The organism is Lederbergia graminis (assembly GCF_042655485.1).
GTDB lineage: Bacteria > Bacillota > Bacilli > Bacillales > Bacillaceae_C > Lederbergia > Lederbergia graminis.
Genome location: NZ_JBHSMC010000013.1, coordinates 38650 through 63178 on the forward strand (window position 1 = coordinate 38650; position 24529 = coordinate 63178).

A 24529-nucleotide genomic window follows, 5' to 3' on the forward strand; every position below is an offset into this window, starting at 1 on the left:
ACCTCCCGATTTTTCACATTTAGTTTGGTAATATTTTTTTGTAATAATTATGATCTAAGATTTTTGTTGAATAATAAAATTTTGCTTGAACAAGCGATTTTACATATTCTACGTATTCAGCATCGACTTCTACACCGTCATTCGCAATGAATTTTCCTGTTACAGCATTGTATTTTCCCTTATCGGTTATAAAACTTTTGTTTAAGAAAGTAACAAGTGGCATAGAGTCTGAGAAAATATCTCGACCCATTAACAATCTCGAGTCATATTCAATTCCCATTAAATTCGATAATGTAGGCAATATATCAAGACTTGATGCAGGTTTCGTAATTGTTGTTGGTTCCATACCTTTGTTATAGAGAATAAATGTACTTTTGTATAGTTCAAAGTTCTTTTCGACGTTATGACCTGCTAGTTCATCGATTGTTTCGTCATCTAATCCATAAGGATAGTGATCAGCACTTAAAGCGATTAAAGTGCGGTCAGCTACTCCAGCTTCTTCAAGCTTATTAAGTAAATGTTCCAAAGCACGATCTAGCTCAATTTGTGTTGCTAAATATGCTTTTGCTTGCTCAGAATATGGAAGATGCTCTACATGCTTTTTATTCTTCCAAGCAATATAATTCCCAGTAAAAGAGTATTGCATATGACCACTTACCGTCATGTAATAAGCATGAAACGGCTCATTATTTATATAGTCGTCTACTGTTTTCTCTAACATCTCTAAATCAGATTCTGGCCAAGTTTCTTTCACATCTAAGCCATTACCTAATCCTTTATAATCATATCCCATGTTTGGATGTGAAATATTTCGACCGTAATAAGTGTATGTGTGGTTATGATATGCGTTTGTTTTATAATTCAACTTCTTTAATTGATTTCCAAGTACAAATGGAAGATGGTTACTACCAGATCGTTGAAAACTCCATACTCCACTCTTCGGAATCAAGCTTTGCAGTGCAACATATTCCCCATCTGAAGTACTAACACCCCATATTGGCGTATAAAAGTTCGAAAAGTTATAACCTTCATGAACTAATTTATATAAGGTTGGGGTTACTTCTTTATGAACTGCATATGGAGAGAAACCTTCTGCAGTTAAAAGGATTAAGTTATACCCTTTATACTTACCTGTCATATCATTTTTTGCTGTAGGCTCCATACTTTGAAAGAATTTGTGCATTGCTTTTACTTCTTCACTTTTTTCATTCCCTATTAATTTAGAAAAATCAATGTCCATGACATTATATTCAATAATTTCCACGACATCTTCTTCTTGTTTTTCCTGATCTTTCTTACCCCCACTTACTTGCGAAGAATTATTGGGTAATGGCTGAGGTGGCTCTAACTTTGGTGACCAATGTGTTAACAGGCGTTGAAGGTCAAGACGCATAGTAGTTAACAATCCTAATCTCTCGACTGAAAGAAGTGGTAGGCTACTATTATAATAAAGGTCGTAGGCAGAATTTTGTTCTTTGCCACTGACATTCACTGCCCCAATACCAATTAACTGTACTAAGACAATGCAGCAAATTAATACTAATCTTTTTCCCCATCCTATTTTTTCAAACGAAGCTAGTTTCCTTCCAAAAACAATTAAGACAAGTACAGGCAAGAACAATAATAAAATCAAAACAATATTTTCTTTTAATAAAGTTGCAATATCTTTCCAAAACTCTAATACTTGTGCTCCGTTTCCAACAGAATAGGCACTATAATAGGTACGAAAGAATTTAAAGTAAATTAATTGTGATGAATAAATAAAAGCAACTATTGTTAGAAAGAGCACAGATAATAAAAACTTAGACATCCCTTTAAAAAGTGTTGAAATAAGATAAAATATGATTGCAAAAACGATTAAAAACATACCCGATCTTATCAAATCAATAAGTTCAAAATCCTCAATAGTATGAATACGAAATATAATTTCCATAAAGAATACGGAAATAATAAAGTAAATGAATAAGGAATTCACCTTAATCACTTTTCCCATTACAGCGTCCCCCTTAATCTGCCCTCTTTTTACCCATACAAATAATGTTGCCAAAAGAACAAATGTCCATACAGTAATAATATTTCGAAAATAGTAACTCCAACATGCCTTTATTATTAAATTAGACGCAGTTTATAAATAAAAGTTTCAATAAGTATTTTTTTTCAACAAAAAAGGACAGCTTTTTTGACTGTCCTTTTCCTCTATTATTTTAATATGGATAATATGGTGGTTGGTACGGATACTGGTATGGATTTGGATAAGGGTATGGGTAAGGAGCTGGAGGTGGGTATGGATATGGTCCGTAGTTGCCTGGTGATGTTACTGCCCCAAGCGCTAGTCCTCCTAATAATCCTCCAACAAAAGGAACTCCATAATTTGGGCCTTTATTTCCCCCGTGATGTCCGCCATGATGTCCGCCATGGTGCCCCCCATGATGTCCGCCGTGATGTCCACCGTGATGTCCGCCGTGATGTCCGCCGTGATGTCCGCCATGATGTCCGCCATGATGTCCGCCATGATGTCCGCCATGATGTCCGCCATGATGTCCACTTTGCATATTTCTATAATTCATTTAGTTTCCACTCCCTTCCATTAATGAAGCTTCTTTTAGTTTATGCAGGATAGATGTCTTAAGAGTGGGCAATATACCTTAATTATGGAAGAATAAACTATCTATACAAAAATGCCCCCTAATAATTCGTGGGCAGCTTGGTCATGTTAAAACATATAGCTCCAATGTTTATTTATTTCAGTAAGAGGTAAATGTCACGTATCATCAAGCTGAATTAACAACTTTAATAGCGAGTTTTTTCATCGGAAATTTCTGTTTTAAATATATTAAAAAAATTCTATTGACTTGCGATTGCAATACTATATAATTATACTGATTTTCTAATGAAAGGCGTGATGTTAGGGTTGGAAAATAAGCTGAAACTGTACGGCTTTAACAACCTCACAAAAGCACTTAGCTTCAACATCTATGATGTTTGCTATGCAAAAAGTGGGCGGGAGCAAAAGGATTATATTGCTTACATTGATGAACAGTATAATTCAGAAAGATTAACAAAAATCTTGTACAATGTGACAGAAATTATTGGAGCACAAGTACTAAATGTAAGTAAACAGGATTACGATCCCCAAGGAGCTAGTGTTACCATCCTCATTTCAGAGGAAGCCTTTCCGATAAGTCAGATTGATGAATCATGTAATTTAGGTGAACCTAATCTTGCGAAAAGTAGAGATACAATTCTAGGACATTTAGATAAAAGTCATGTAACCGTCCATACTTATCCGGAATATCACCCAGATAATTCGATTGCTACATTTCGTGTTGACATAGATGTTTCCACTTGTGGAGAAATTTCACCACTTAATACGTTGGATTATCTTATCGGAAGTTTTGATTCGGATATTATCTCCATCGATTACAGAGTTCGTGGATTTACTCGTGACCTAAATGGAAAAAAACTATTTATGGATCATAAGATGGCATCCATTCAAGACTTTATTGACAGTAATACATTACAGAAATATGATGCGATTGATGTAAATGTTTATCAATCAAATATTTTTCATACAAAGATGTTAATTAAAGATATTGATTTACAAAATTATTTATTTAATACAGACGTATATGAACTCCCTCCTAAAGAGAGGCTTCATATTATTAATAATTTGCGCAGAGAAATGATCGAAATCTTTAGCGCTTCTAATATTTATGGCGGGTAAGGGGTGATTCATATGGTACATCTTTCACAGGACAGAGCCCCAATCATGGAAGCATTAAATAAATACCGTTCCATGCGGGTTGTTCCTTTCGATGTTCCAGGGCATAAACGTGGAAGAGGAAACAAAGAATTAGCAAACTTTTTAGGAGAGCAATGTCTTTCTGTCGATGTAAATTCGATGAAACCATTAGATAATCTTAGTCACCCTGTTTCCATTATTAGAGAGGCAGAAGAATTAGCAGCTGATGCATTTGGTGCTAAACATGCCTTCCTAATGGTAAATGGAACAACTTCTGCTGTTCAAGCAATGGTAATGACTGCATGTAAGGCAGGAGAAAAAATCATCTTGCCACGAAATGTACACCGCAGTGCAATAAATGCCTTGATTATTAGTGGGGCCATTCCCGTATATGTAAACCCTGGAGTAAATCATGAACTCGGGATTCCATTAGGTATGTCGGTTGCTGAAGTAGAGAAGGCAATTTTAGAGAATCCGGATGCAAAAGCAATATTAATTAATAACCCTACTTATTACGGGATATGTTCCAATCTTGAAGCAATCACTGAATTGGCGCACCGCCATCAAATGCTTGTGCTTGTAGACGAAGCACACGGTACGCATTTTTATTTTGGAGAAGACCTTCCTGCTTCAGCCATGTCTGTTGGTGCTGATATGGCTGCTGTTAGTATGCACAAATCTGGTGGTTCATTAACACAAAGTTCCTTCCTATTAATAAATAATGACATTAGTGAAGGATATACACGGCAAATAATTAATCTAACTCAAACAACAAGTGGTTCATATTTGCTTCTTTCCTCCCTTGATATTTCAAGGAAAAACTTAGCTCTACACGGCAAAGAAGTTTTTGAAAAAGTAGCAAAAATGGCACAATATATGCGTGACGAAATTAATCGCATCGGCGGATATTATGCTTTTTCAAAAGAATTAATCAATGCGGACACCGTGTACGACTTTGATATTACAAAGCTATCCGTTCATACACTTGATGTCGGTTTAGCGGGAATCGAAATATATGATATTCTTCGTGATGAATATGACATCCAAATTGAATTTGGAGATATCGGGAATATTTTAGCTTATATTTCTGTTGGTGATAGGCAATTAGACATTGAGCGTTTAGTTGCTGCATTAGGTGAAATTAAACGTCGTTATGCAAAAGATCGTAGTAGTATTTTTGAGCATGAATATATTACACCACAGATCATCTATACTCCTCAGGAAGCATTTTATGCACCAAAACAAAAGCTACCTATTTCAGAGAGTGCTGGCTATATTTGTAGTGAGTTTGTGATGGCTTATCCTCCTGGTATCCCTATTCTTGCACCTGGAGAACGCATTACGAAGGAAATCTTGGATTACATTGCCTATTCCAAGGAAAAAGGATGCTTCTTAACAGGTACAGAAGATAGCAAAATCGAACATATTAATGTGTTAAAGGAGGAGTAGAACATGGTCTTATGGTTTACAGAGAACCACTCACCAACTGTTCGTTTCTCAGTAAAACTAGAAAAACAACTATTCTCAGGCAGTAGTGACTTTCAAAAGATTGAAGTTTTTCAAACAGAGGAATTTGGAAAAATCTTAGCGCTAGATGGTCTTATCATGGTGACAGAAAAAGATGAATTTATTTATCATGACATGATAACTCATGTTCCAATGGCAACAAATCCGAATATTAAGAAAGTACTAGTTATTGGAGCAGGAGATGGCGGCACGATTCGAGAACTTACAAGATATGATTCCATTGAGCAGATTGATATGGTTGAGATTGATGAATTAGTGGTAGATGTTTGTAAAGAGTATTTACCCCAAACTGCATCCAAGCTCGATGACCCAAGAGTGAATCTATTCTTTGAAGATGGTCTTCGCTACGTTCGCAGCAAAGAAAACGAGTATGATCTTATCATCGTAGATTCTACGGATCCTTTTGGACCAGGTGAAGGTTTATTTACGAAAGAGTTCTATGGCAACTGTTATAAGGCATTAACGGACGATGGTATTCTTGTGAATCAACATGAAAGTCCATTTTATGAAGAAGATGCTGCAGGAATGAAAAAGGCGCACCAACGAATCATAGGATATTTTCCAATTTGTCATGTGTATCAAGTACATATTCCAACCTATCCTTCTGGACACTGGTTATTTGGATTCGCCTCAAAGAAATACCATCCAATTAATGATTTAGATGCGGATTCATGGAACAAGCTTGGTATACAAACAAAATATTACAATACCGATATCCATGTAGGTTCCTTTGCTCTTCCAAATTACGTAAAGGAGCAGTTAAAAGATGTTGAATAAAAATATTGAAACGTTTATTGGTTGTGACAATGAATATCAAGAATCTAAAATCGTTATCTTTGGAGCTCCATTTGATTCGACAACCTCCTTTCGTCCAGGAACTCGCTTTGCCAGCAAAGCAATGCGTAGTGAATCTTTTGGAATAGAAACATACAGTCCGTACCAAGATAAAGATTTAGAAGATATTGCTGTCTTTGATGGCGGTGATTTGGAATTAAGCTTTGGAAATACACGAAAAGCACTTGGACAAATTGAAGAGTTTGCAGATAAGGTTCTTGATGATGAAAAGATACCTTGTATGATTGGTGGCGAACATTTAGTAACACTAGCTGCAATTAAAGCTGCAGCTAAGAAGTATCCTGATCTACATGTAATCCAATTAGACGCCCATGCAGACTTACGGGATGATTATTTAGGTGAAACTTTGTCACATGCAACTGTCATACATCGAGTATGGGATATTCTCGGAGATGACCGCATATACCAGTTTGGAATCCGCTCCGGGGACCGAAGCGAATTTCAATGGGGACAAGATCGTGTATTTACTAATAAGTTTAACTTTAATGGATTAGAAGAAGTAGTTGCTAAATTAGCTGGGAAACCTGTTTATTTAACAATTGATTTGGATGTACTCGATCCTTCTGTTTTTCCAGGTACAGGTACCCCTGAAGCAGGTGGAGTTAGCTTTGTAGAATTATTAGAGGCAATTCTACAAATTAGTAATCTGAATATTGTAGGCTGTGATGTAAATGAATTATCTCCAATGTTTGATCATAGTGGTGTTTCAACCGCAGTCGCTTGTAAAGTATTAAGGGAATTATTACTAGCAATATCAAAATAATTTATAGGTGGTGGAAAAATTGGGAAAAGCTTTAATTATTGGTGCTGGCGGAGTTGCTAGCGTAGTTGTTCACAAATGTTGTCAAGTTCCTGATGTGTTCGAGGAGATTTGTATCGCAAGTCGTACAAAATCGAAATGTGATGCTTTAAAAGAAAAACTAGATGGCGGTAAAACGAAAATCCAAACTGCTCAAGTAGATGCGGATAATGTTGAGGAATTAATCGCATTAATAAATGATTTCAAACCAGATATTGTCATCAATGTGGCACTTCCATATCAAGATTTAACGATTATGGATGCATGTCTTGCTACTAAGGTAGATTATTTAGATACAGCAAACTACGAACCACTAGATACTGCAAAATTTGAATATAAATGGCAATGGGCATATCGCGAAAAATTTGAAGAAGCTGGAATTACTGCCCTACTTGGTAGTGGGTTTGACCCTGGCGTTACAGGTGTCTTCTCTGCTTATGCACTAAAACACCACTTCGATCAAATTGACTCAATTGATATTGTAGATGCCAATGCTGGTGACCATGGTTATCCTTTCGCAACAAACTTTAACCCAGAAATTAATATTCGTGAAGTAACTGCGAATGGTAGTTATTATGAGAATGGTAAGTTTATTGAAACAGAACCAATGTCTATTAAACGTGTCTATGACTTACCTGAAATTGGACCAAAGGATATTTACTTATTACACCATGAAGAGCTTGAATCATTAGCTATTAATATTCCAGGTGTGAAAAGAATCCGTTTCTGGATGACTTTCTCAGAAAATTACTTAACACATCTAAAAGTCCTTGAAAATGTTGGGATGACATCCATTGAGCCAATTAACTTTGAAGGAAAGGAAATAGTTCCTCTTCAATTCTTAAAAGCAGTGCTCCCTGATCCTGCTTCTCTCGGACCGAGAACAAAAGGAAAAACAAATATCGGGTGTATCTTCCAAGGTACAAAAGATGGAAAACCAAAAACTTACTATGTATACAACGTATGTGATCATCAAGAATGTTACCGTGAAGTTGGTTCTCAAGCTATCTCCTATACAACAGGTGTGCCTGCAATGATTGGTGCAATGATGATATTAACAGGAAAATGGAAAAAAGCTGGCGTATATAATATTGAAGAGTTTGATCCAGATCCATTTATGGATGCTCTTAATCAATATGGACTACCATGGCAAGAGAGCTTCGATCCAAAACTAATTGATTAAGGAGGAATCACCATGAATTTTGATGTAAATGCTGTGCCTTCTCCTAGTTATGTGGTCGAAGAATCATTGCTAAGAAAAAATCTAGAAATATTGAAGTCCGTCATCGATCGGACAGGCTGTAAAATCTTACTTGCTCAAAAAGGTTTTTCAATGTACTCTGTATATCCGTTAATCGGTGAATATTTGGATGGTGTTACATCTAGTTCCTTAAATGAAGCTCGGCTAGGACGTGAAGAAATGGGCAAAGAAGTCCATACGTATGCCCCAGCCTTTTCAGACGCTGAAATAGATGAAATTCTAAATCTTTCTGATCACATTGTATTTAACTCTTTCCATCAATGGAATAAATACAAAGAAAAGGTTCAAAACCATTCAAGGAAAATTGAAGTCGGATTACGTATTAATCCTGAGTACTCTGAAATTGAAGTGGATATGTATAATCCTTGCTTTGCTTACTCACGTTTTGGTATTACACTTGAAAATTTTGATGCGAGTCAACTAGATGGTATAGATGGTTTGCATTTCCATACCATGTGTGAACAAAACTCAGATACTCTCGAACGTACTGTAAAAGTAGTCGACGAGAAATTCGGTGAATATATAAAGCAAATGAAATGGATCAATTTCGGTGGTGGTCATCATATTACTCGCCCCGACTATGATTTGGATACTCTAGTTAGATCCATTATGTACATGAAAGATAAATATGATATCGATGTATATTTGGAACCAGGAGAAGCAATCGCTCTTCATACTGGATATCTAGTTACAACGGTTTTAGATGTTATGGAAAATGGCATGCAAATAGGCATATTAGACACTTCAGCTGCATGCCATATGCCAGATGTCCTTGAAATGCCATACCGTCCTCATATCATAGGTTCTGGTATGCCGAATGAAAAGCAATACACCTATCGATTCGGTGGACCTACTTGTCTTGCTGGTGATGTTATTGGTGATTATTCTTTTGATCATCCATTAAAACCTGGTGATAAGCTTGTATTTACTGATATGGCGCACTACACGATGGTCAAAAATAATACTTTTAATGGGATAAACCTCCCTTCGATTGTTTTAAATACGATTGATGATGGTTTAAAAGTTTTAAAGCGATTTGGTTATGAGGATTTTAAAATACGATTGTAGATTTTATATCCATTTTAAAAAGGGTCGACAACAAGTTTCATTCGCTTGTTATCGGCCCTTTTGATACTTTTATACAGCGTCTGTTGATTTCCGCTGCAGGCGTTCGCTTTCCGCGGGCGGTTCGGAAGCCTCCTCGGCGCTTATAACGCCTCCGAGGTCTCCCGGATACCGTTCATCCCGCAGGAGTCTCACGCCTTCCGCTACAATCAACCCTCTAAAAGTGAATACGCTCTTTTGTTTATATTTCCTCAATAACCTTGTATACATTATTCAATTTACAAATTAGTTCATTCAATATTTTCCGCCAATTTTTATTTGAACCGTTCTTATTAATTTCGCCATAATATTCATATAACTAAAGTGTTTTACTTCCAGACATCTGCAAAACCTTTAATTTGACCATCATCATTCTCTGCAATCACAGTAGATCGCTTCCTGTTTTTAATAAATTATTAATTTCTTTTTTGTTCTTTTATTTCTACTAATAATTCAATTATACGATCATTTTGTTTGTTTATGGATTTTAAAGTTTTTTCAATGATGCTTGTAGATATAAAGATAACGATAAATATTGCAATTAGAATAAAGATAACCACTCTTTTCCTCCAATCCAATTATTGTTCTTGTACACAGTTATTCAAAGCAAATACTCTATGCATTTATCATATTTTAAACTGTATGATAACTATCTTTCTTCAATCCCTCAATCAATAGTTGTTCAAATTCATGTGCTTGTACTGGTTTGGAGTATAGGTAACCTTGGCCGTAATTGCATTGGTTTTTTGCGAGAACTTCTGCTTGGAATTCATCTTCAATACCCTCTGCGACAACTTCCAGATTTAAATTTAGCCCCATATTAATAATCGTTCTTACCATTGAATAATCGCCAGCTTCTTTTATATCATCAATAAACGCTTTATCGATTTTAATTGTATCTATAGGCAATTCCTTTAAAATAAATAAAGATGAATAGCCTGTTCCAAAATCATCTATTGCTGTTTTAATTCCAGTTGCTTTCAAGCTTTTGAGCATTTCCGTCGATTCCTTAATATTTTGCATAATACTTTCGGTAATTTCGAGTTCAAGTAATTTAGGGCTATATCCTATTTCCTGTAAGCCCGTATGAATTTTTTTCAAAAAGTCTTGTTGTTGAAATTGACGTGCCGAAACATTCACTGCGATCGTTAAGAACGGGAAGCCCATTTTTTGCCATTTTCTATTTTGTTTACATGCAGTTTGAAGAACCCAATCTCCGATCGCTGCAATATCACCTGTTTCTTCTGCTATTGGTATAAACTCATTAGGTGAAATAAGCCCAAATTCTGGGTGATTCCATCGCAATAATGCCTCCGAGCCTATTATTCTCCCGGAATGCAAATCAACTTTCGGTTGATAGTAAAGTGACAATTCATTCTCTTCTAATGCTTTACGCAATCCATGTTCGATAGCTACTTTTCTTTCTAGTTGTCTATTTAATTCTGAATTAAAAAACTGAAAATTATTCTTACCATTAGCTTTGGCCAAATACATTGCTGCATCTGCATTCTTCATGAGCTCATCTGCATTTGTTCCATTATTAGGATATGTACTAATTCCAATACTCGGTGTAATTGAGATTTCATATTCATCAATAACAAAAGGTTTCGAAAACTCTTCCAAAATCTTTTCTGCTGTAATTATACAATTATTTGGATTTGTATTAGGAATGATAATGGTAAACTCATCGCCACCCAAACGATAGATTTCATTGGACGATGGCAAAGTATCTTTTAATCTCTTCGCACTTAAAACAAGAAGATTATCTCCAATATGATGACCAAGTGTATCATTTATCATTTTGAAGCGGTCCAAATCAATTAATAAAAGTGCAAGTGTATGATGTTTCTTTTCCGCACTTTCCATCATTTGTGCAAGTTCTAGTTTGAAGCTGGCTCTGTTTTTTAATAGTGTGAGTGGATCATGATATGCTAAAAATCGATACTCACTCATTAAATGGTCATTCTGTTTCATAATAGTAAACTGACGAACAATAACTAATAGAAAGAGAATACATATACCTATATTTAGAGCATTCACTTCCCATTCATTATTGAGAATAACTAAAATCAATAGAAAGATAATGCCTAGGTATGGGAATATTGTTCCCTTCGTTTTTTCATACGTAATCTCTTTCACTTCAGGAATTGGTTGATTTGGTTGAATATCTAAACTAGCACTGCCCTTAAAAAGAATCGCTAGTAACCACAATGGATCTATATAACCACCTAAATCGTAACTTCCTTGAATATTATTGTAAACAAAAATCGCATCTGCAAGTATTTGTAAATAAAATACGATAATGATAAATTTTAGTTGCTTACGAATTCGGCTCCGTTTAGAAAGAAAATATAAAGTGGTCGTGACAAACATAATACTTAGACTTAACATTGGATATGCTAACGTTTTAAATGATATTGATAGAACATTTCCACCAAATTCTAATATGGAGTCAATGAAATACTGAACGCTTACCGCATTAGCAATCGTTATGAACACTACTATATTAAAAACATAATGACTGTTCGTCACATACATACTTATAATTTGACTCATATATATTAATGCACCTAGAAAAAAGAGGTAGGAAACTAACCACAAATAACTAGAAACATTTGGATATAGTGGCTTACCAGTTGCTACTAGGAAACAGAACCAGACAAAATTGGAACTAATGTAAAAGAAGACTCCGCAACATAATAGCAACCAAAAATATTTTTCTCTGCTTTGTATGTATCGGTATGTTCTATATAGTAATATAAACCCAACCGTTCCCCCAACAATTGTAAAAATCGAAGCTCCTACCATCCTTAACCAGTCATCATCTTTAACGAAATAGATCCAACTATAAAATAATAGAATACTTATGACGACGAATAAGTATACTAATCGTTTCGATATCAATCTCTCACGTATACTGATGATCATTCTCTGCCTTTCTCATTCACATTTACTAATTGTAATCACTCTATTAGCAACTAATTTTATCATATTAATTTCATATTAAACTAGGATAAAAATTGGTACTATTACCACAATTTGATAGATTCAAGCAAAAAAGTCTGGTTTCCCAGACTTTTTATAATTTTTGCACATACTGTGGATTCGCTGTTATATAATTACCATTGCTAAGTTTATACATCTTTGAACCATTTACAGTTAATGTTTCAACAACTGTAAACTCTTGACCACGCTTAAATGTATCTTTCTTCGCATTCCAATCTGGCTTATTATAATACCAAAGTTCGTATGATTTTACTCGAACTTTAAATGTCTTGGTGGTAGATTGTTGCTTATTATCTGCTGGATTTATCCAGCTTCCAGGTACCCCTTTCTTCTTTGTCACATTTATCATTCCAGAGGCTCTTTTATATACATAATAAGATCCTTTTGTCACATTGGTTTTTTTATTTCTTTTTGCTTTGGCATCTGCAGCAGTAATATACCCACCAATCGTTTTTTGAACTTTATATTCTCCTGTTTTACTCGGAGTAGAAGTATTCGCAGACTTTACCATCTGTTTCCTTTTCAAGTTATACATATCAACGATGCCTTTACAAATTGCATCTGCACATTTTCTTCTGTATGAATCTTTTTTTAGTAAAGCCAATTCTTCCTTATTATCATAAAACCCACATTCCGTTAGGATTGCTGTCATGTTTGATTCTCGTAATACATGGAAATCAGCACTTTTAACTCCACGATTTCGTAATCCAGTCGCTTTAATTAATTCATTTTGAACTTTATTTGCTAACTCAAGTGCTTCTTTAGGTCTTGTGGTGTATACATATGTTTCAATTCCACCACCTGTATGCCATCTTCCCGTATATGCATTTGCATGAATGGATATAAATAAATCTGCTTTCCAAGCATTAGCCCGATTTGTTCTTTCAATTAAAGGCACATCAATTCTTCGGGAGGCATCATGTGAAAAGGAAGTTTGTACACCTTGGTAGTTGTTCAATTCTTCTTCCAGATACTCTGCAACAGCACTAGTAAACTGAAATTCTCGCAACGATCCATCTGGAGAGCGTTTTCCAGCCGTATTAGGACCGTGACCTGCATCAATCATGATTTTCATAATTTTCAACTCCCTACAAAATATATAATGCAATATATGTAAGAAGTGTTCTCATGGAAATCATACTATTCTCATTTGTAATGAAAACGTAATAAAAAGAGCCACGATAACATCGTGCTCTTCAAAACATACTTAAATCGAGTTTTTTAGATAACATTTCTAATAATTTAATACCTGCGATGCTATTTCCTTTTTCATCTAGTGATGGACCAAAAATGCCAATTCCAAATTTTCCTGGAACAGCACCCATTATCCCTCCTGAGACACCACTTTTTGCCGGTATACCAATTTTTATTGCAAATTCTCCTGATGCATTATACATTCCACATGTCACCATGAATGTTTTACAAATCCTAGCAACCTCTTTTGGAATGATTTGTCGCTCCCGTTGTGGATCATATCCATCCATCGCAAACATCATTCCTATATTGGCTAGAACTAAGCAATTCATTTCAATTGCACACTGTTTCGAATATAAATCAATTAATTGTTCAATGTCTTCATCAATAAAATGATGTTGTTTTAAAAAATAACATAATGCACGATTTAAATCAGACGTTTCAAACTCAGACTGAGCAATTTCATGATTATACGTTAAAGATATATCACCAGTTATTTCTTTTACAAAATCTAATAATCGCTGAAAACGATTTTCAACGGTGTCTCCTTTGATTAAATGTGTAACGACAAGTGCACCTGCATTAATCATCGGATTAAGTGGTTTTCCTGGAGACAATGTTTCTAATTTTATTATGGAATTAAACGGATCTCCTGTCGGCTCCATTCCTACGTACTGAAACACTTCTTCTTTACCTAGCTCCATTAACACATAAGCTAGGCTAATTACTTTAGAAATACTTTGTAGAGTAAACTTTTTTTCGATATCTCCTGCAGATATACAACGTCCATCAGGATAATGTATTGCAATTGACAAAGCTTCTTGATTTTCCTTGCCAAGTGCAGGAATATAATCTGCAACCTTTCCATCTTTAGCATACTTTCTTGCCTCTGTTACTAATTGATATAATTCTTCATTTGATTTACAAGGCATCTGCATCACCATTGATTAGTATTTTCTATATTTTACTTTTCACTCTACATTTAGTTCATTTTTATTCTCTTCTCTAATGTTTGCGCTTGCAAAAAATATCTAAATTATTTTTATAGAAATTGAACTTATTTGTATAGTCAGGGGCTTTAAAAGGTGGTAAGATACTATCTGATTAAGATTGGTATTATACAGAGAAGGTGAAAAGTTGACATCAATTAGTGCAGGAAAGCTTGTAGAAAAGCCAAAGATGAACAAAGAAGCAAAAGATTTAAATCTTTTTTTCTTAACTTGGCCAATCTTTTTAGAGCTTTTTCTTTTCATGTTGATGGGTATTGCAGATACATTCATGTTAAGTGAGATATCTGATAATGCCGTCGCAGGTGTTGGTGCCTCCAATCAATTTTTACAAATCTCCATTTTAATTATGGGGGTTATTGGAAACGGAGCATCAATTGTTGTTGCACAGTATATAGGGGCTCGTCGTTTTAAAGAAGTAGCTAAAATTTCAGCAGTAGCAGTCATGCTTAATCTTATTGTAGGTATTGTGATAAGTGTCATATTTTTATTATTTGGTCACGTCATGCTTCAAACATTAAATTTGCATGGTGACATATTAATTCATGCTAAAAGCTATTTAAACATTGTTGGTGGGGCGATATTCCTTCAGGCAATGATTAACGCTCTAGCTGCAATCATTCGTGTACACGGACATACAAAAGGAACGATGTTTGTTTCACTTGGAATGAATATCATCCATATTGTTGGAAATTACCTGCTAATCTTTGGACATTTTGGTTTTCCTAAACTTGGAGTAGAAGGAGCAGCAATTTCTTCTGTATTGAGTCGATTACTTGCTTTAATTGTTTTCTTTTGGCTTTTTTATCAAATTTCACATGTAAAAGCTAAAGTTAAATATTACTTTACATTATCTAAAGAATATATTAAAAAAATTCTCCAAATCGGAATTCCATCTGCATTTGAACAAGTGATGTATCAATCATGCCAGATTGTATTTTTGTATTATGTTACGTTCTTAGGAGACAGCTCTATGGCTGCTCGTCAATATGCAGTAAATATTTCGATGTTTATCTACCTTTTTGCAATGGCGATTGGAGCTGGAACTGCGATTATAGTTGGTAGATTAGTAGGAGGAAGGCGCAGTCTAGAAGCTTATAACAAGGTGTGGAAAAGTTCTCAATATGCAATTGCGGTGACCTTCATTATGGTTATCCTAGTGACAATTTTCCGAGAACCATTAATTGGATTATTTACTGATAATCCAGAAGTCATCAAAATTGGCGCAAGTGTACTTGTTTTTAGCTTTTTATTAGAGACAGGTAGAACAATAAATATTGTTTTCATTAATTCATTGCGTGCAGCTGGAGATGCAAAATTCCCAGTATTAATTGGAGCTTTTTCGATGGTTGCAATGAGCTTACCACTTGGATACTTCCTTGTCTTCTATCTCGATTTAGGCCTAATCGGTGTTTGGCTAGCAATAGCAGCCGATGAATGGACTCGAGCCGTAATTATGTTCCTAAGATGGAAAAGTCGCAAATGGGAAAAATATGCAATTGTTCAAAACTAAAAGGGTGGTGCCAAGTACCGCCCTTTTTCCTTAGTTAAGGAGGTGTAGAGTATGGATTCAACACTGTTTCATTTTGTAAACGATATCGCTGGAAAAAGTACTATCCTGGATAATATCATGATCCTTTTCTCGAGGTTTGGAATTTTTGCATTTATCCTTAGTATTATCATTTTTTTATTTATCAAAAATAAAAGATCCATTGCCAGTTATGGTATATTCTCCATCGTTTTTGCATTACTAACTAGCCGCGCACTAAAATATTTGATCGATCGGGATCGACCTTTTGTAGTAGAAGATGTAAATCTACTCTTTGAAAAATCAGCTTCACCATCGTTTCCAAGTGATCAAGCAACTATTTGTGGTGTGTTCATCGCCTGCTTTTGGATGCTATCTCCGAAATGGCGCTGGCTCACATTAATATTAGGATTACTAGTAGCAATATCTCGTATCTTTGTAGGTCACCATTATCCGAGTGATGTATTATCAGGTCTTATTATTGGAATCGTATTTTCCACCATTATTTACAAAATAAATCCATTAAAAAAAAGCACTATAGAATAGTGCTTTTTTTCTATATATTAACTCACAATCGATTTTGCTAATTTAATGCAAAGTGTATCGATATGAAAAAATTTACTTTCTCTTTTTGTTTTTGTAACAAATGTTTTTATGTTATTAAGGGAAGGATAATTCCGAAGTTGTCCTTCGTATATACATTGAAATTGGCCACTATATATAATATCTTTTGGTTTCACAAGATTGGCTGGTTTACTTTTGATGGAGATGCCGCCTTGTTTTAATGTTGTAGCAACAAATTCAGAACAAAAGTAAGCATTACCTCTATTCCATTCCTTTTTCAGTAGAACAGAGAAAAGCCCTAAAAAGTTATATTTATATTGTTGCTGTTCCTCTTCAATTTGTTGGACAAATTCGATCATTTTTTCATAGTCATCAGATGATATTTGGCATTTATAAACAGCGCAAGTTGCGCGATTAAATAATTTACAATTTAAATTTTCCTCAACAAACCCACCAATAAATGGATTTGCAGGTTTCTTTCTTCCAAAACTATATGTTTTATCTAAAGTTTGCGAGAAGGAAATTGAAGCATGATTTAGTTGATCTCTCGTAAACATTTTAATCATTTTAGTAAATAATGTTCCTGTATCAGTTAGCAGTATATAAACTTCCAATTTGTTTCCCCCGTTATGCATAGATACTCTCCTTATCAAGAAATGGAATTCAATGCCAGCAACTCTACTAAGGAAGTACACATCATTTCTTACATCATTTATTTTCCTATGAATCTAGTTTGCTGAAAACAAACTGCAGTTGTAATTTTTACTAGGACCTCAGATGTAGATATTTGAAGGGATATATTTATTGTTCTCTGCATAGCGAAGTGACGCTTGTTTAGAATAGGTTAATTTAGGTCTACTGTCAATTCATTTTTTTAAGAAATATAATTCAATAAAACTTGAAATGTATGATAATTTCAGCTATTTTCTAATTATATGATAGAAAGATAGAGGAAAAAATATGAATAAAGAAATGATGGTATTCCGTTTCGATGAGTATGTCGATGCACCAATTGATGTCGTATTTGAGTTAGTAAATGATGATGAGAAAATCAAATTATGGAATACTCTTTTAGTCGAAAATATTTATGAGAATGATGAAGATAAATACGACTACAAACCCGGAATGAAGTTTAAGACCGTGCAAAGAGTGGAGAAAAAAACCGTAACAGTGGACTCGGAAATGATTGAATATGATCCACCTTATAAAATCATCATGCATTCGACATCTAAAGAAGGTTTAAGTATATCCAAATACTTCTTAACAAGAGAGGGAACTGGGACACGAATAGTGGTTGAATCAAGTGTAATTCCCAGCAATTTCTTCTATAAGTTAACAATCAAACTGTTTGGTTGGGCAGTTAAAGCTATGTACATCGAACAATATGAAAACTTAGTAAACTATATTGAAAATGAAGTAGCAGACTACTAATTGAATGGCTCTGCTAAAGTTCATTGTTGTTAACAACTTAGTTGATTGTAGCGGATGGGCACGAGACTCCTGCGGGAACAGTACGAGCCGAAGATCCACTTGGCAAAGCGTGTTTTCTTTGCCAAGTTAGCTGGGCCGTGCCCGCGGAAAGCGAGTGTACAGGAGCGAAAATCAACAACAGAGTTTAACAGAGCTAATTGAAAAAGGTATCCAATAAGTCATCATACATGACTCGTCGGATACCTTTTTTCTTGTTATATTTTATGGAGTATTAATGTGAAATTGCGATTTGAAAATTTCAATTAGACATTTTGACTTAGATTGTAATATGTAGTGTCGATTAATACCGCTCTATTAGACATTTCATCCAAGAATTCATAGCCAAGTGTCCATTAGAAAAATCCTATTGGACATTTCAAACAATATTACATAGCTAACTGTCCATTAGAAACACCCTATTGGACATTTCACTCAAGATTACAAAACGAAATGTCTATTAGAATCCATCACCAGTTTAGCTCGTGATTAAATTTGTGTTGTGATACAAAGAAAATCGTCCTCCTTTAAGAAGGACGATTTTATATGCTTCTTTTTAGTTAGTATATAGGCTCTCTTCTGGTCCTAGATACGATGGTTTCACTGGATTATTTGTTCTATAAATTATGATTCTTTCCAGTACAACTGCCGGATCAACTGCCTTGTACGTTATCTTGTTCAAGCCTTTATTTAAATTAACCTTGTTTTTACTTTTATGAATATTGTCCGTTACACCGATAGACCATGGGCGATTGTAATAATCTCCACCTACAAAATCTTCTGATACTGAGTTAACAACTTGAAACGGATTATCATTAGCAGAAATGGCATATCTTAACTTTCCACCTGCATACACAGGGTTGCTAGGAGAAGTATAGCATTCCACTTCATACTCCCCTGATTCCGTAACATAAATATTGTACGTCAGTGTTGGTGCATCTTCCTCTGCAGCAAATGATTTTGTAAATGGATATGCCTTCACCCCAGTTCCTGTTTTCCCAAAATTCTCTAGGACAATCCACTTATCATCACTGAACGTAGTGCTTTCTGCAAAATTATGAGCATTGATTGCAATATACCCTTCTGTCTCCACAAATGTTTTCCGAGGAACTTCTATATCCACTCTTGCTACTTCTGGGTAATGCCAACCTTCATCATTCCAGGATTCAAAGCAGAAATGCTTAGAGAGCCCCATCCCATACCATTTACCATCAGCAATGGTATGATATTCATCTGTTAGTTCATTATCTCGCTTTATTCCCGCTTCCACTTTATCCGCAAAAGTATTAGCAATCGGTAGAGAAAGCTTTGCAAAGTACTGACTATATGCTGCATAAATACTCATCTTAATAAGATTTGCAGAAGCAACCGCCGGAAAATAAACTAAGCCAATAAAACTATCCAAATTCTCTGAAGGCATTATGGCTCTTAGCTTTTCACACTTGCTTTCTATTTCTGCAACCAGTTCTAAAATTCTCTCTGCCTCACGGTAATGTTCTATACTATAAACCTCAGGCTTCACTACTTCTGGTCTGCGAATACTATTTAAGTACGTATACTTATCTAGCACGTAAAAGATCTCACTTTGTTCCAATTTGCCGAGTGCAGGGAATTGCTGCGCTACCCAATCTTCAAGAAATTCATCACATTTGTTAGGTGCAGTAGTCCCCCACTTCTCAAAGTCATAAGCTAAAGCCATGAAGTAAGATAGAGGGAGCTCCTGTGGTTTTATATCTCCTACGTTCACAATCCAAGCCTCTCTCACTCCAAACTCCCAGGCCATTGTCATCTGTTCCCACACCTTGGAGAGATGGGTTGAATTCACCCATTCATATGAAGTTGGTGCTCCATGATAATCAAAGTGGTAATACATTCCCCATCCACCATCACGGTCTCGTAAGTCTTCTCGTGGCAATGTACGGACATTTTGGAAGTTATCGTCAGCAAGCATGAGCGTAACTCCATCTAGTTCCTCCCAATCAATTAAACCTTCTGTATGTTCATTTCCATAGAAAAACTTCTCGACTTCCTTATAAATAACAAATACTCGAGGAATCTTCGTTATATCAGGATTTATTATTTCTCGCATTAGATTGTGTTGTGTCGTTATAATATCTCGTAACACATTAATATTTTCTTCTAGAGAGCTGTCATGTCGAAGTAAAAGTGAATCAGCTTCACCTCTCATACCAATTGTAATGAGGTTTTCAAATTTACCGTTCCTTTTAAGCCCATCTTCCCAAAACTTTGTTATGCCTTCCTTGTTGTTAATAAAGCTCCATTCATTACCATAAATCGAATCTTCCCCTTTAAAATGCTTAAATTCCTCTCCTGCTCTACAGCATGGCTCATGGTGAGAAGATCCAATAATCACTCCATATTCATCCGCTAGTTCTGCAGATAACAAGCCAGGACCATCAAGTGAAAAGCTCGAGGACCACATTGCCGGCCATAGATAATTTCCTTTTAATCTTAGAAGGAGTTCAAATACGTGATCATACATATTTGCATTAAATCCGCCAAAAGATTTCATCGTCCAATTTCCAAATGCTGGCCATTCATCATTGATGAAAAATCCTCTATATTTCACGGATGGCTCTTTAGATACTTGTACAAAATCCTGCCCTAAACTGATTTCTTCTTTCTTTATAGGCTTGCTGTCACCCCAATATAATAGTGGTGACACGCCAATTTTTTCAGAAAGCGTGAATAGACCATAAATGGTTCCTCTTTTGTCGCTACCTAAAATGACAAGCGTATTGTCTGAGCCTGGAACTAAGTCTTTGGCAAAGAAAATAGAGAAAACTTCCCTTTTACCTTCTATTTCCTTTGCTTGAGGTAATGACTTTGCTAACTCACTATGCCCCACTGTAAGAACAGCAATAACCGTTCTTGATGCATCAGATAACTCTCTTTTGATACGTGGTCTTTTTCCACTTACGAGTTCAATATCTGCTGCAACCTTTTCCGCAATTTTCACGACACCTGATAACGCTGTTTCTTCCAAATACAAATCAGCTACATAATCCTGTTTCGCTACATTAAAATTCATTATAACTCTCCTAAAATATCATTATAATGAAAACATACATTAGTATGTAAGCACTTTCAACATCTCGTTTTATGACATTTGTAACATCTCTTTACTTCTTTTACTAGCACATTGTCATTCCTGGATTCATTCATTACAAGTAAGTCGGTTTTATACAAGATAAAGGTATGTTGTTAAATAGGAATTATATGTTAAGCTTTTTTTGAGGTGAGACGAATGAAAACGAAACCTATTTATGTAGAAATACCGATACTGAGTAAGATGAATGAGCTATGGGAAGTCACACAGCAACCACATATGCATGAGCAATGGGATTTACGTTTTTCCTCGATTACTTATAAGCATAAACAGGAAAATGAACCACAACTGTTTACATATGAAACGAAGATTGGCTTCGGCTTAAAAATTGCTGGTTGGGGAAAAAGTGTCGGTAATTTTAATGGAGAAGATGGTTCACGCACTTCCTCTCTCCACTTCGGAACTGATCAAGCAATTTCAATCATCCGTGAAGGAAGAGGATACTGGAAGTACAAGCCGAATGGCAATGTAATCAACTTTTCAACTCAATACGACTATGATGTGAACTTTGGAAAAATTGGGAAGGTGTTTGATTACTTCATTTTCCGTCCGCTAATTGGTTGGGCAACCGCACTTAGCTTTGATGTGGTAAAAAGGTGGCTTGAACAAGGTGAGCTACCAAAATCACAATATATCCGATTCTTCTGCAGTTGGATGATTACCCTCCTTTTCTTTTTCGTTTGGTTATATCATGGACTAGTTCCTAAAATTACACATACACATGCAGAAGAATTAATCATGTTACAAAACTTAATTTCTATTAATGATGATCCAGCAAAGCTAATTACGAGATTAATAGGTCTCGCAGAAATTACTTTTGGTATTATATTGTTATTTTATCGGAAAAAGAGAAAACTTTTCCTATTACAAATGCTTGCATTTCCTTTTCTTGCCGGAGCAGCTATTATAGGTAATTCTAATTATTTGTTACATCCATTTAATCCGTTAACGTTTAATATAGCCTTATTCGTTTTATCCATTATTGGCTATGTACTATACAAAGATATCCCATCCGCACGAACTTGTAAGAGAAAGAGGTGATCACTGATGTCTATTTACAAACAAGTAATGGGCAATGAATTTTTCAAACTTCATCCTAAGCTTCAGCAAAGATATGAATCCACATCATTTCGAGCTACTGGAGTAATGTATAAAATTCAAGGAGCACCTAAGTTACTTGCTCCCCTTCTTAGATTAGGAGTTAAACGAAAATTGCTATTTCCGGAACACGGTAAAAATATACATTTTACAATTACAAATACTCCACGTATTGGGGCAAATGGAGAACGACAAATACATTGGGAAAGAATATTTTATTTTAAAGAGAAAAAACGCTTCTTCAATGCACTTATGAGCTTGGATATGGAGCGAAATATAATTAAGGACTATCTTGGGGAACCGAGTTTAGTATATTCAGATCTTATGTTTTTTACGACAGACGGAGGAGCTTTACAAATACTATCAAAGAAACAAAGACTAGTACTAGGTAAGTTGGAAATTCCACTGCCGAAATTTTTGCAAGGACTTGCAACTGTGACAGAAAATTATAATGAAAAAATACACGCATACCAAATTAAGGTGAATGTTAAAAATCCTTTAATTGGAACAGTTTTTGCCTATGAGGGAGAATTTAAGGATGAAGACATTTTATAAATATACTTTTGTTCATGTTCTGTTATTTTTAATCGTAACTATATTTAGTTTAGATAAATGGCCATACAGTTTATTAACTGTTGCTCAATTAATTTACATACCAACAGCACTTCATTTCATTTTTAAAGATGATGCATGGTTCCGTAAATGGTATTTCTTCTTTGCCATTCCAGTTTACATTTCTATAGCTTTGTTAAAGATAACAGATCAAACTCCATTGGATTGGTTACTAGCGACCATTTATTTATTATTTACTTTCTGTGTGGCAATATATGGCGTAGTCCGTTTTTTACGTATTGGTTGTACTCAGCTAGAGGAGTTCTCGATTAACCTCGGTCTCATTTATTTAGTAATGGGAGGGATATGGTTCTTCGCCTTTGAATTGAATATTGAAACTGGGTTTCCACCATTAATAACATGGTTAACAAGTATACATTTTCATTATTCCGCCTTCCTTCTCCCTGTTTTCACTGGCTTTTTAGGGAGAATATATAAACCTATTTCTTATCATTACATATGCACCATCATCCTGATTTCACCTATCATTGTAGCTTTAGGGATTACATTTTCCCATTGGGTCGAACTTTTTTCAGTTGTCTTATACATTGCTGGTATTTACGGATTCATATATTTGTCTATGAAAGCACCAATTTCTAGTCTTAAACAGAAATGGATGATTTTCATTTCCTTTTGTTCTTTAGGCGTAACCATCTTTTTCTCCTTTCTTTATGCTATTGGAAATGCATTAGGTCTAATAATTGTGGATATTGATTTTATGCTGTTATTTCATGGGTTTTTAAATTGCATTGTATTTGCATTAGTAGGGATAATAGGCTGGTCCATATCCATTCCGGAACCTAAGAAACGGACAAACTTGCCTGTAAGCAACATTCGTGGCAAAGGTGTAATTGGTGAAAAAATAATAGAAAACATTGTAAATCGTAAACATCCTGTACAAGGTCTTGTAGATTCTATGGATTCATATGAGCCACAAGTAAATGTTTCAACTTTAGCGCCTACTATTAAAGACTTCTATGAAAACACTAAAAATTATAAATTATATGCACAAGTAAAATGGCATTGGTGGTTTATACCACTCGCTTTTATGTATCGATTAATTAGTCAACGAGTACAACAGATCAACTTACCCATTACGAAGAAAAAGGTAGAAATGACAGGAGACATCCTTTCTATTAAACGTGAATTAGATGGAAGGAAAGCACCAAGAGCTTGGGTGCGAAAGATCAAAGATAACGTAATCTTTGTAGCACTTTATTCTGAGCATGTATCAAAGGATAGAACATATATGAATATCGCACTTCCCCTTCCAGCATCAACTATGGTTGGTATTTTAAAGTTAGAGCAAAATGAGCATCATCTTATTTTAAGTAGTAAAGGCAAAGAAGACGATGAAGCTGGAATATATCTTGCAATAGGGAAACTGTTACCTAAATTACCTATCGCTGAGGAATTTCATATAGAAGAAGTTGATAATGGAAAATTAATCGCAACACATTGCATGTGGATTTTTGGGATCCACTTTTTAACAATTAATTATGATATTGTGAAGAAAACATTTGCTAATAATGACGGTATAAACGAAAGAACAGTAATGAATTGAAGCCAAACTAACTTTCTGAATGTAGTTAGTTTGGCATTTTAATTTAAGCATTTTTGTTTAAATCAATTCTT

Annotated in this window: 20 protein-coding genes; 12 read left to right on the plus strand and 8 right to left on the minus strand. The window is 35.0% G+C overall.

Annotated features, from left to right (window positions below; translation table 11 throughout):
- Positions 1-19 precede the first annotated feature (19 nt).
- On the minus strand, positions 20-1993 hold the full coding sequence (locus tag ACFPM4_RS09395; RefSeq protein WP_382350609.1) for an LTA synthase family protein: 1974 nt from the start codon (positions 1991-1993) through the stop codon (positions 20-22).
- Between the two features lie 211 nt (positions 1994-2204).
- Positions 2205-2567, minus strand: a complete 363-nt coding sequence (locus ACFPM4_RS09400) for a hypothetical protein (RefSeq protein ID WP_382350612.1) — start codon at positions 2565-2567, stop codon at positions 2205-2207.
- Between the two features lie 323 nt (positions 2568-2890).
- Here ACFPM4_RS09400 and speD point away from each other — a divergent pair, with 323 nt between their 5' ends.
- Genes speD through nspC form a run of 6 tightly spaced genes read left to right on the plus strand, consistent with a single transcriptional unit; the run spans position 2891 to position 9252 of the window.
- Positions 2891-3724 carry an adenosylmethionine decarboxylase gene (speD, locus tag ACFPM4_RS09405; protein WP_382350615.1) on the plus strand — a complete coding sequence of 278 codons (834 nt, stop codon included), beginning with the start codon at positions 2891-2893 and terminating at the stop codon, positions 3722-3724.
- Between the two features lie 12 nt (positions 3725-3736).
- Positions 3737-5191, plus strand: coding sequence for an aminotransferase class I/II-fold pyridoxal phosphate-dependent enzyme (locus ACFPM4_RS09410; RefSeq protein WP_144922021.1), 1455 nt, complete (start codon positions 3737-3739; stop codon positions 5189-5191).
- A 3-nt stretch (positions 5192-5194) separates the two neighbouring features.
- Positions 5195-6046, plus strand: a complete 852-nt coding sequence (gene speE / locus ACFPM4_RS09415) for a polyamine aminopropyltransferase (protein ID WP_382350619.1) — start codon at positions 5195-5197, stop codon at positions 6044-6046.
- Positions 6036-6887, plus strand: coding sequence for an agmatinase (speB, locus tag ACFPM4_RS09420; RefSeq protein WP_222125497.1), 852 nt, complete (start codon positions 6036-6038; stop codon positions 6885-6887). Before speE ends, speB begins: the two co-directional genes overlap by 11 nt.
- 19 nt (positions 6888-6906) lie before the next feature.
- The gene (locus ACFPM4_RS09425; protein ID WP_382350623.1) at positions 6907-8106 is read left to right on the plus strand and encodes a saccharopine dehydrogenase family protein; all 1200 of its coding nucleotides are present in this window, start codon (positions 6907-6909) and stop codon (positions 8104-8106) included.
- Between the two features lie 12 nt (positions 8107-8118).
- On the plus strand, positions 8119-9252 hold the full coding sequence (nspC, locus tag ACFPM4_RS09430) for a carboxynorspermidine decarboxylase (protein WP_382350625.1): 1134 nt from the start codon (positions 8119-8121) through the stop codon (positions 9250-9252).
- 452 nt (positions 9253-9704) lie between these two features.
- Here the strand turns inward: nspC and ACFPM4_RS09435 are convergent, their stop codons facing one another.
- The 4 genes from ACFPM4_RS09435 to glsA form a co-directional block, all read right to left on the minus strand.
- A complete protein-coding gene (locus ACFPM4_RS09435) occupies positions 9705-9866 on the minus strand; it encodes a hypothetical protein (protein ID WP_382350628.1) in 162 nt (53 codons plus the stop codon).
- Between the two features lie 55 nt (positions 9867-9921).
- Positions 9922-12216: a bifunctional diguanylate cyclase/phosphodiesterase gene (locus tag ACFPM4_RS09440; protein ID WP_382350631.1), complete on the minus strand. Its 2295-nt coding sequence runs from the start codon at positions 12214-12216 to the stop codon at positions 9922-9924.
- Positions 12217-12367: 151 nt separating this feature from the next.
- Entirely contained in the window at positions 12368-13369 is a 1002-nt protein-coding gene (locus tag ACFPM4_RS09445) for an N-acetylmuramoyl-L-alanine amidase (protein ID WP_382350634.1), read from the minus strand.
- Positions 13370-13490: 121 nt separating this feature from the next.
- Entirely contained in the window at positions 13491-14420 is a 930-nt protein-coding gene (gene glsA / locus ACFPM4_RS09450) for a glutaminase A (RefSeq protein ID WP_144922009.1), read from the minus strand.
- A gap of 247 nt (positions 14421-14667) precedes the next feature.
- On the opposite strand from glsA, the gene ACFPM4_RS09455 reads away from it, so the two are divergent.
- Positions 14668-16008: an MATE family efflux transporter gene (locus ACFPM4_RS09455; protein WP_382350985.1), complete on the plus strand. Its 1341-nt coding sequence runs from the start codon at positions 14668-14670 to the stop codon at positions 16006-16008.
- A 51-nt stretch (positions 16009-16059) separates the two neighbouring features.
- Positions 16060-16569, plus strand: a complete 510-nt coding sequence (locus ACFPM4_RS09460) for a phosphatase PAP2 family protein (protein WP_382350638.1) — start codon at positions 16060-16062, stop codon at positions 16567-16569.
- Positions 16570-16586: 17 nt separating this feature from the next.
- Here the strand turns inward: ACFPM4_RS09460 and ACFPM4_RS09465 are convergent, their stop codons facing one another.
- A complete protein-coding gene (locus tag ACFPM4_RS09465; RefSeq protein ID WP_382350641.1) occupies positions 16587-17222 on the minus strand; it encodes a hypothetical protein in 636 nt (211 codons plus the stop codon).
- 325 nt (positions 17223-17547) lie between these two features.
- Here ACFPM4_RS09465 and ACFPM4_RS09470 point away from each other — a divergent pair, with 325 nt between their 5' ends.
- Positions 17548-18018: an SRPBCC family protein gene (locus ACFPM4_RS09470; RefSeq protein WP_382350643.1), complete on the plus strand. Its 471-nt coding sequence runs from the start codon at positions 17548-17550 to the stop codon at positions 18016-18018.
- Between the two features lie 592 nt (positions 18019-18610).
- On the opposite strand, the gene ACFPM4_RS09475 is transcribed toward ACFPM4_RS09470, so the two are convergent.
- Positions 18611-21106: a glycosyl hydrolase 115 family protein gene (locus ACFPM4_RS09475; RefSeq protein WP_382350645.1), complete on the minus strand. Its 2496-nt coding sequence runs from the start codon at positions 21104-21106 to the stop codon at positions 18611-18613.
- Between the two features lie 216 nt (positions 21107-21322).
- On the opposite strand from ACFPM4_RS09475, the gene ACFPM4_RS09480 reads away from it, so the two are divergent.
- The 3 genes from ACFPM4_RS09480 to ACFPM4_RS09490 are packed head-to-tail and all read left to right on the plus strand — an operon-like array spanning position 21323 to position 24458.
- Complete coding sequence (locus ACFPM4_RS09480; RefSeq protein ID WP_382350647.1) at positions 21323-22225, plus strand: DoxX-like family protein; 903 nt, start codon at positions 21323-21325, stop codon at positions 22223-22225.
- Positions 22226-22231: 6 nt separating this feature from the next.
- Positions 22232-22837 (plus strand): DUF4166 domain-containing protein, encoded by a 606-nt coding sequence (locus ACFPM4_RS09485; protein ID WP_144921997.1) that lies wholly within the window; start codon positions 22232-22234, stop codon positions 22835-22837.
- A complete protein-coding gene (locus ACFPM4_RS09490) occupies positions 22821-24458 on the plus strand; it encodes a YndJ family protein (RefSeq protein ID WP_382350649.1) in 1638 nt (545 codons plus the stop codon). The genes ACFPM4_RS09485 and ACFPM4_RS09490 overlap by 17 nt, the downstream gene beginning before the upstream one ends.
- Positions 24459-24529 lie beyond the last annotated feature (71 nt).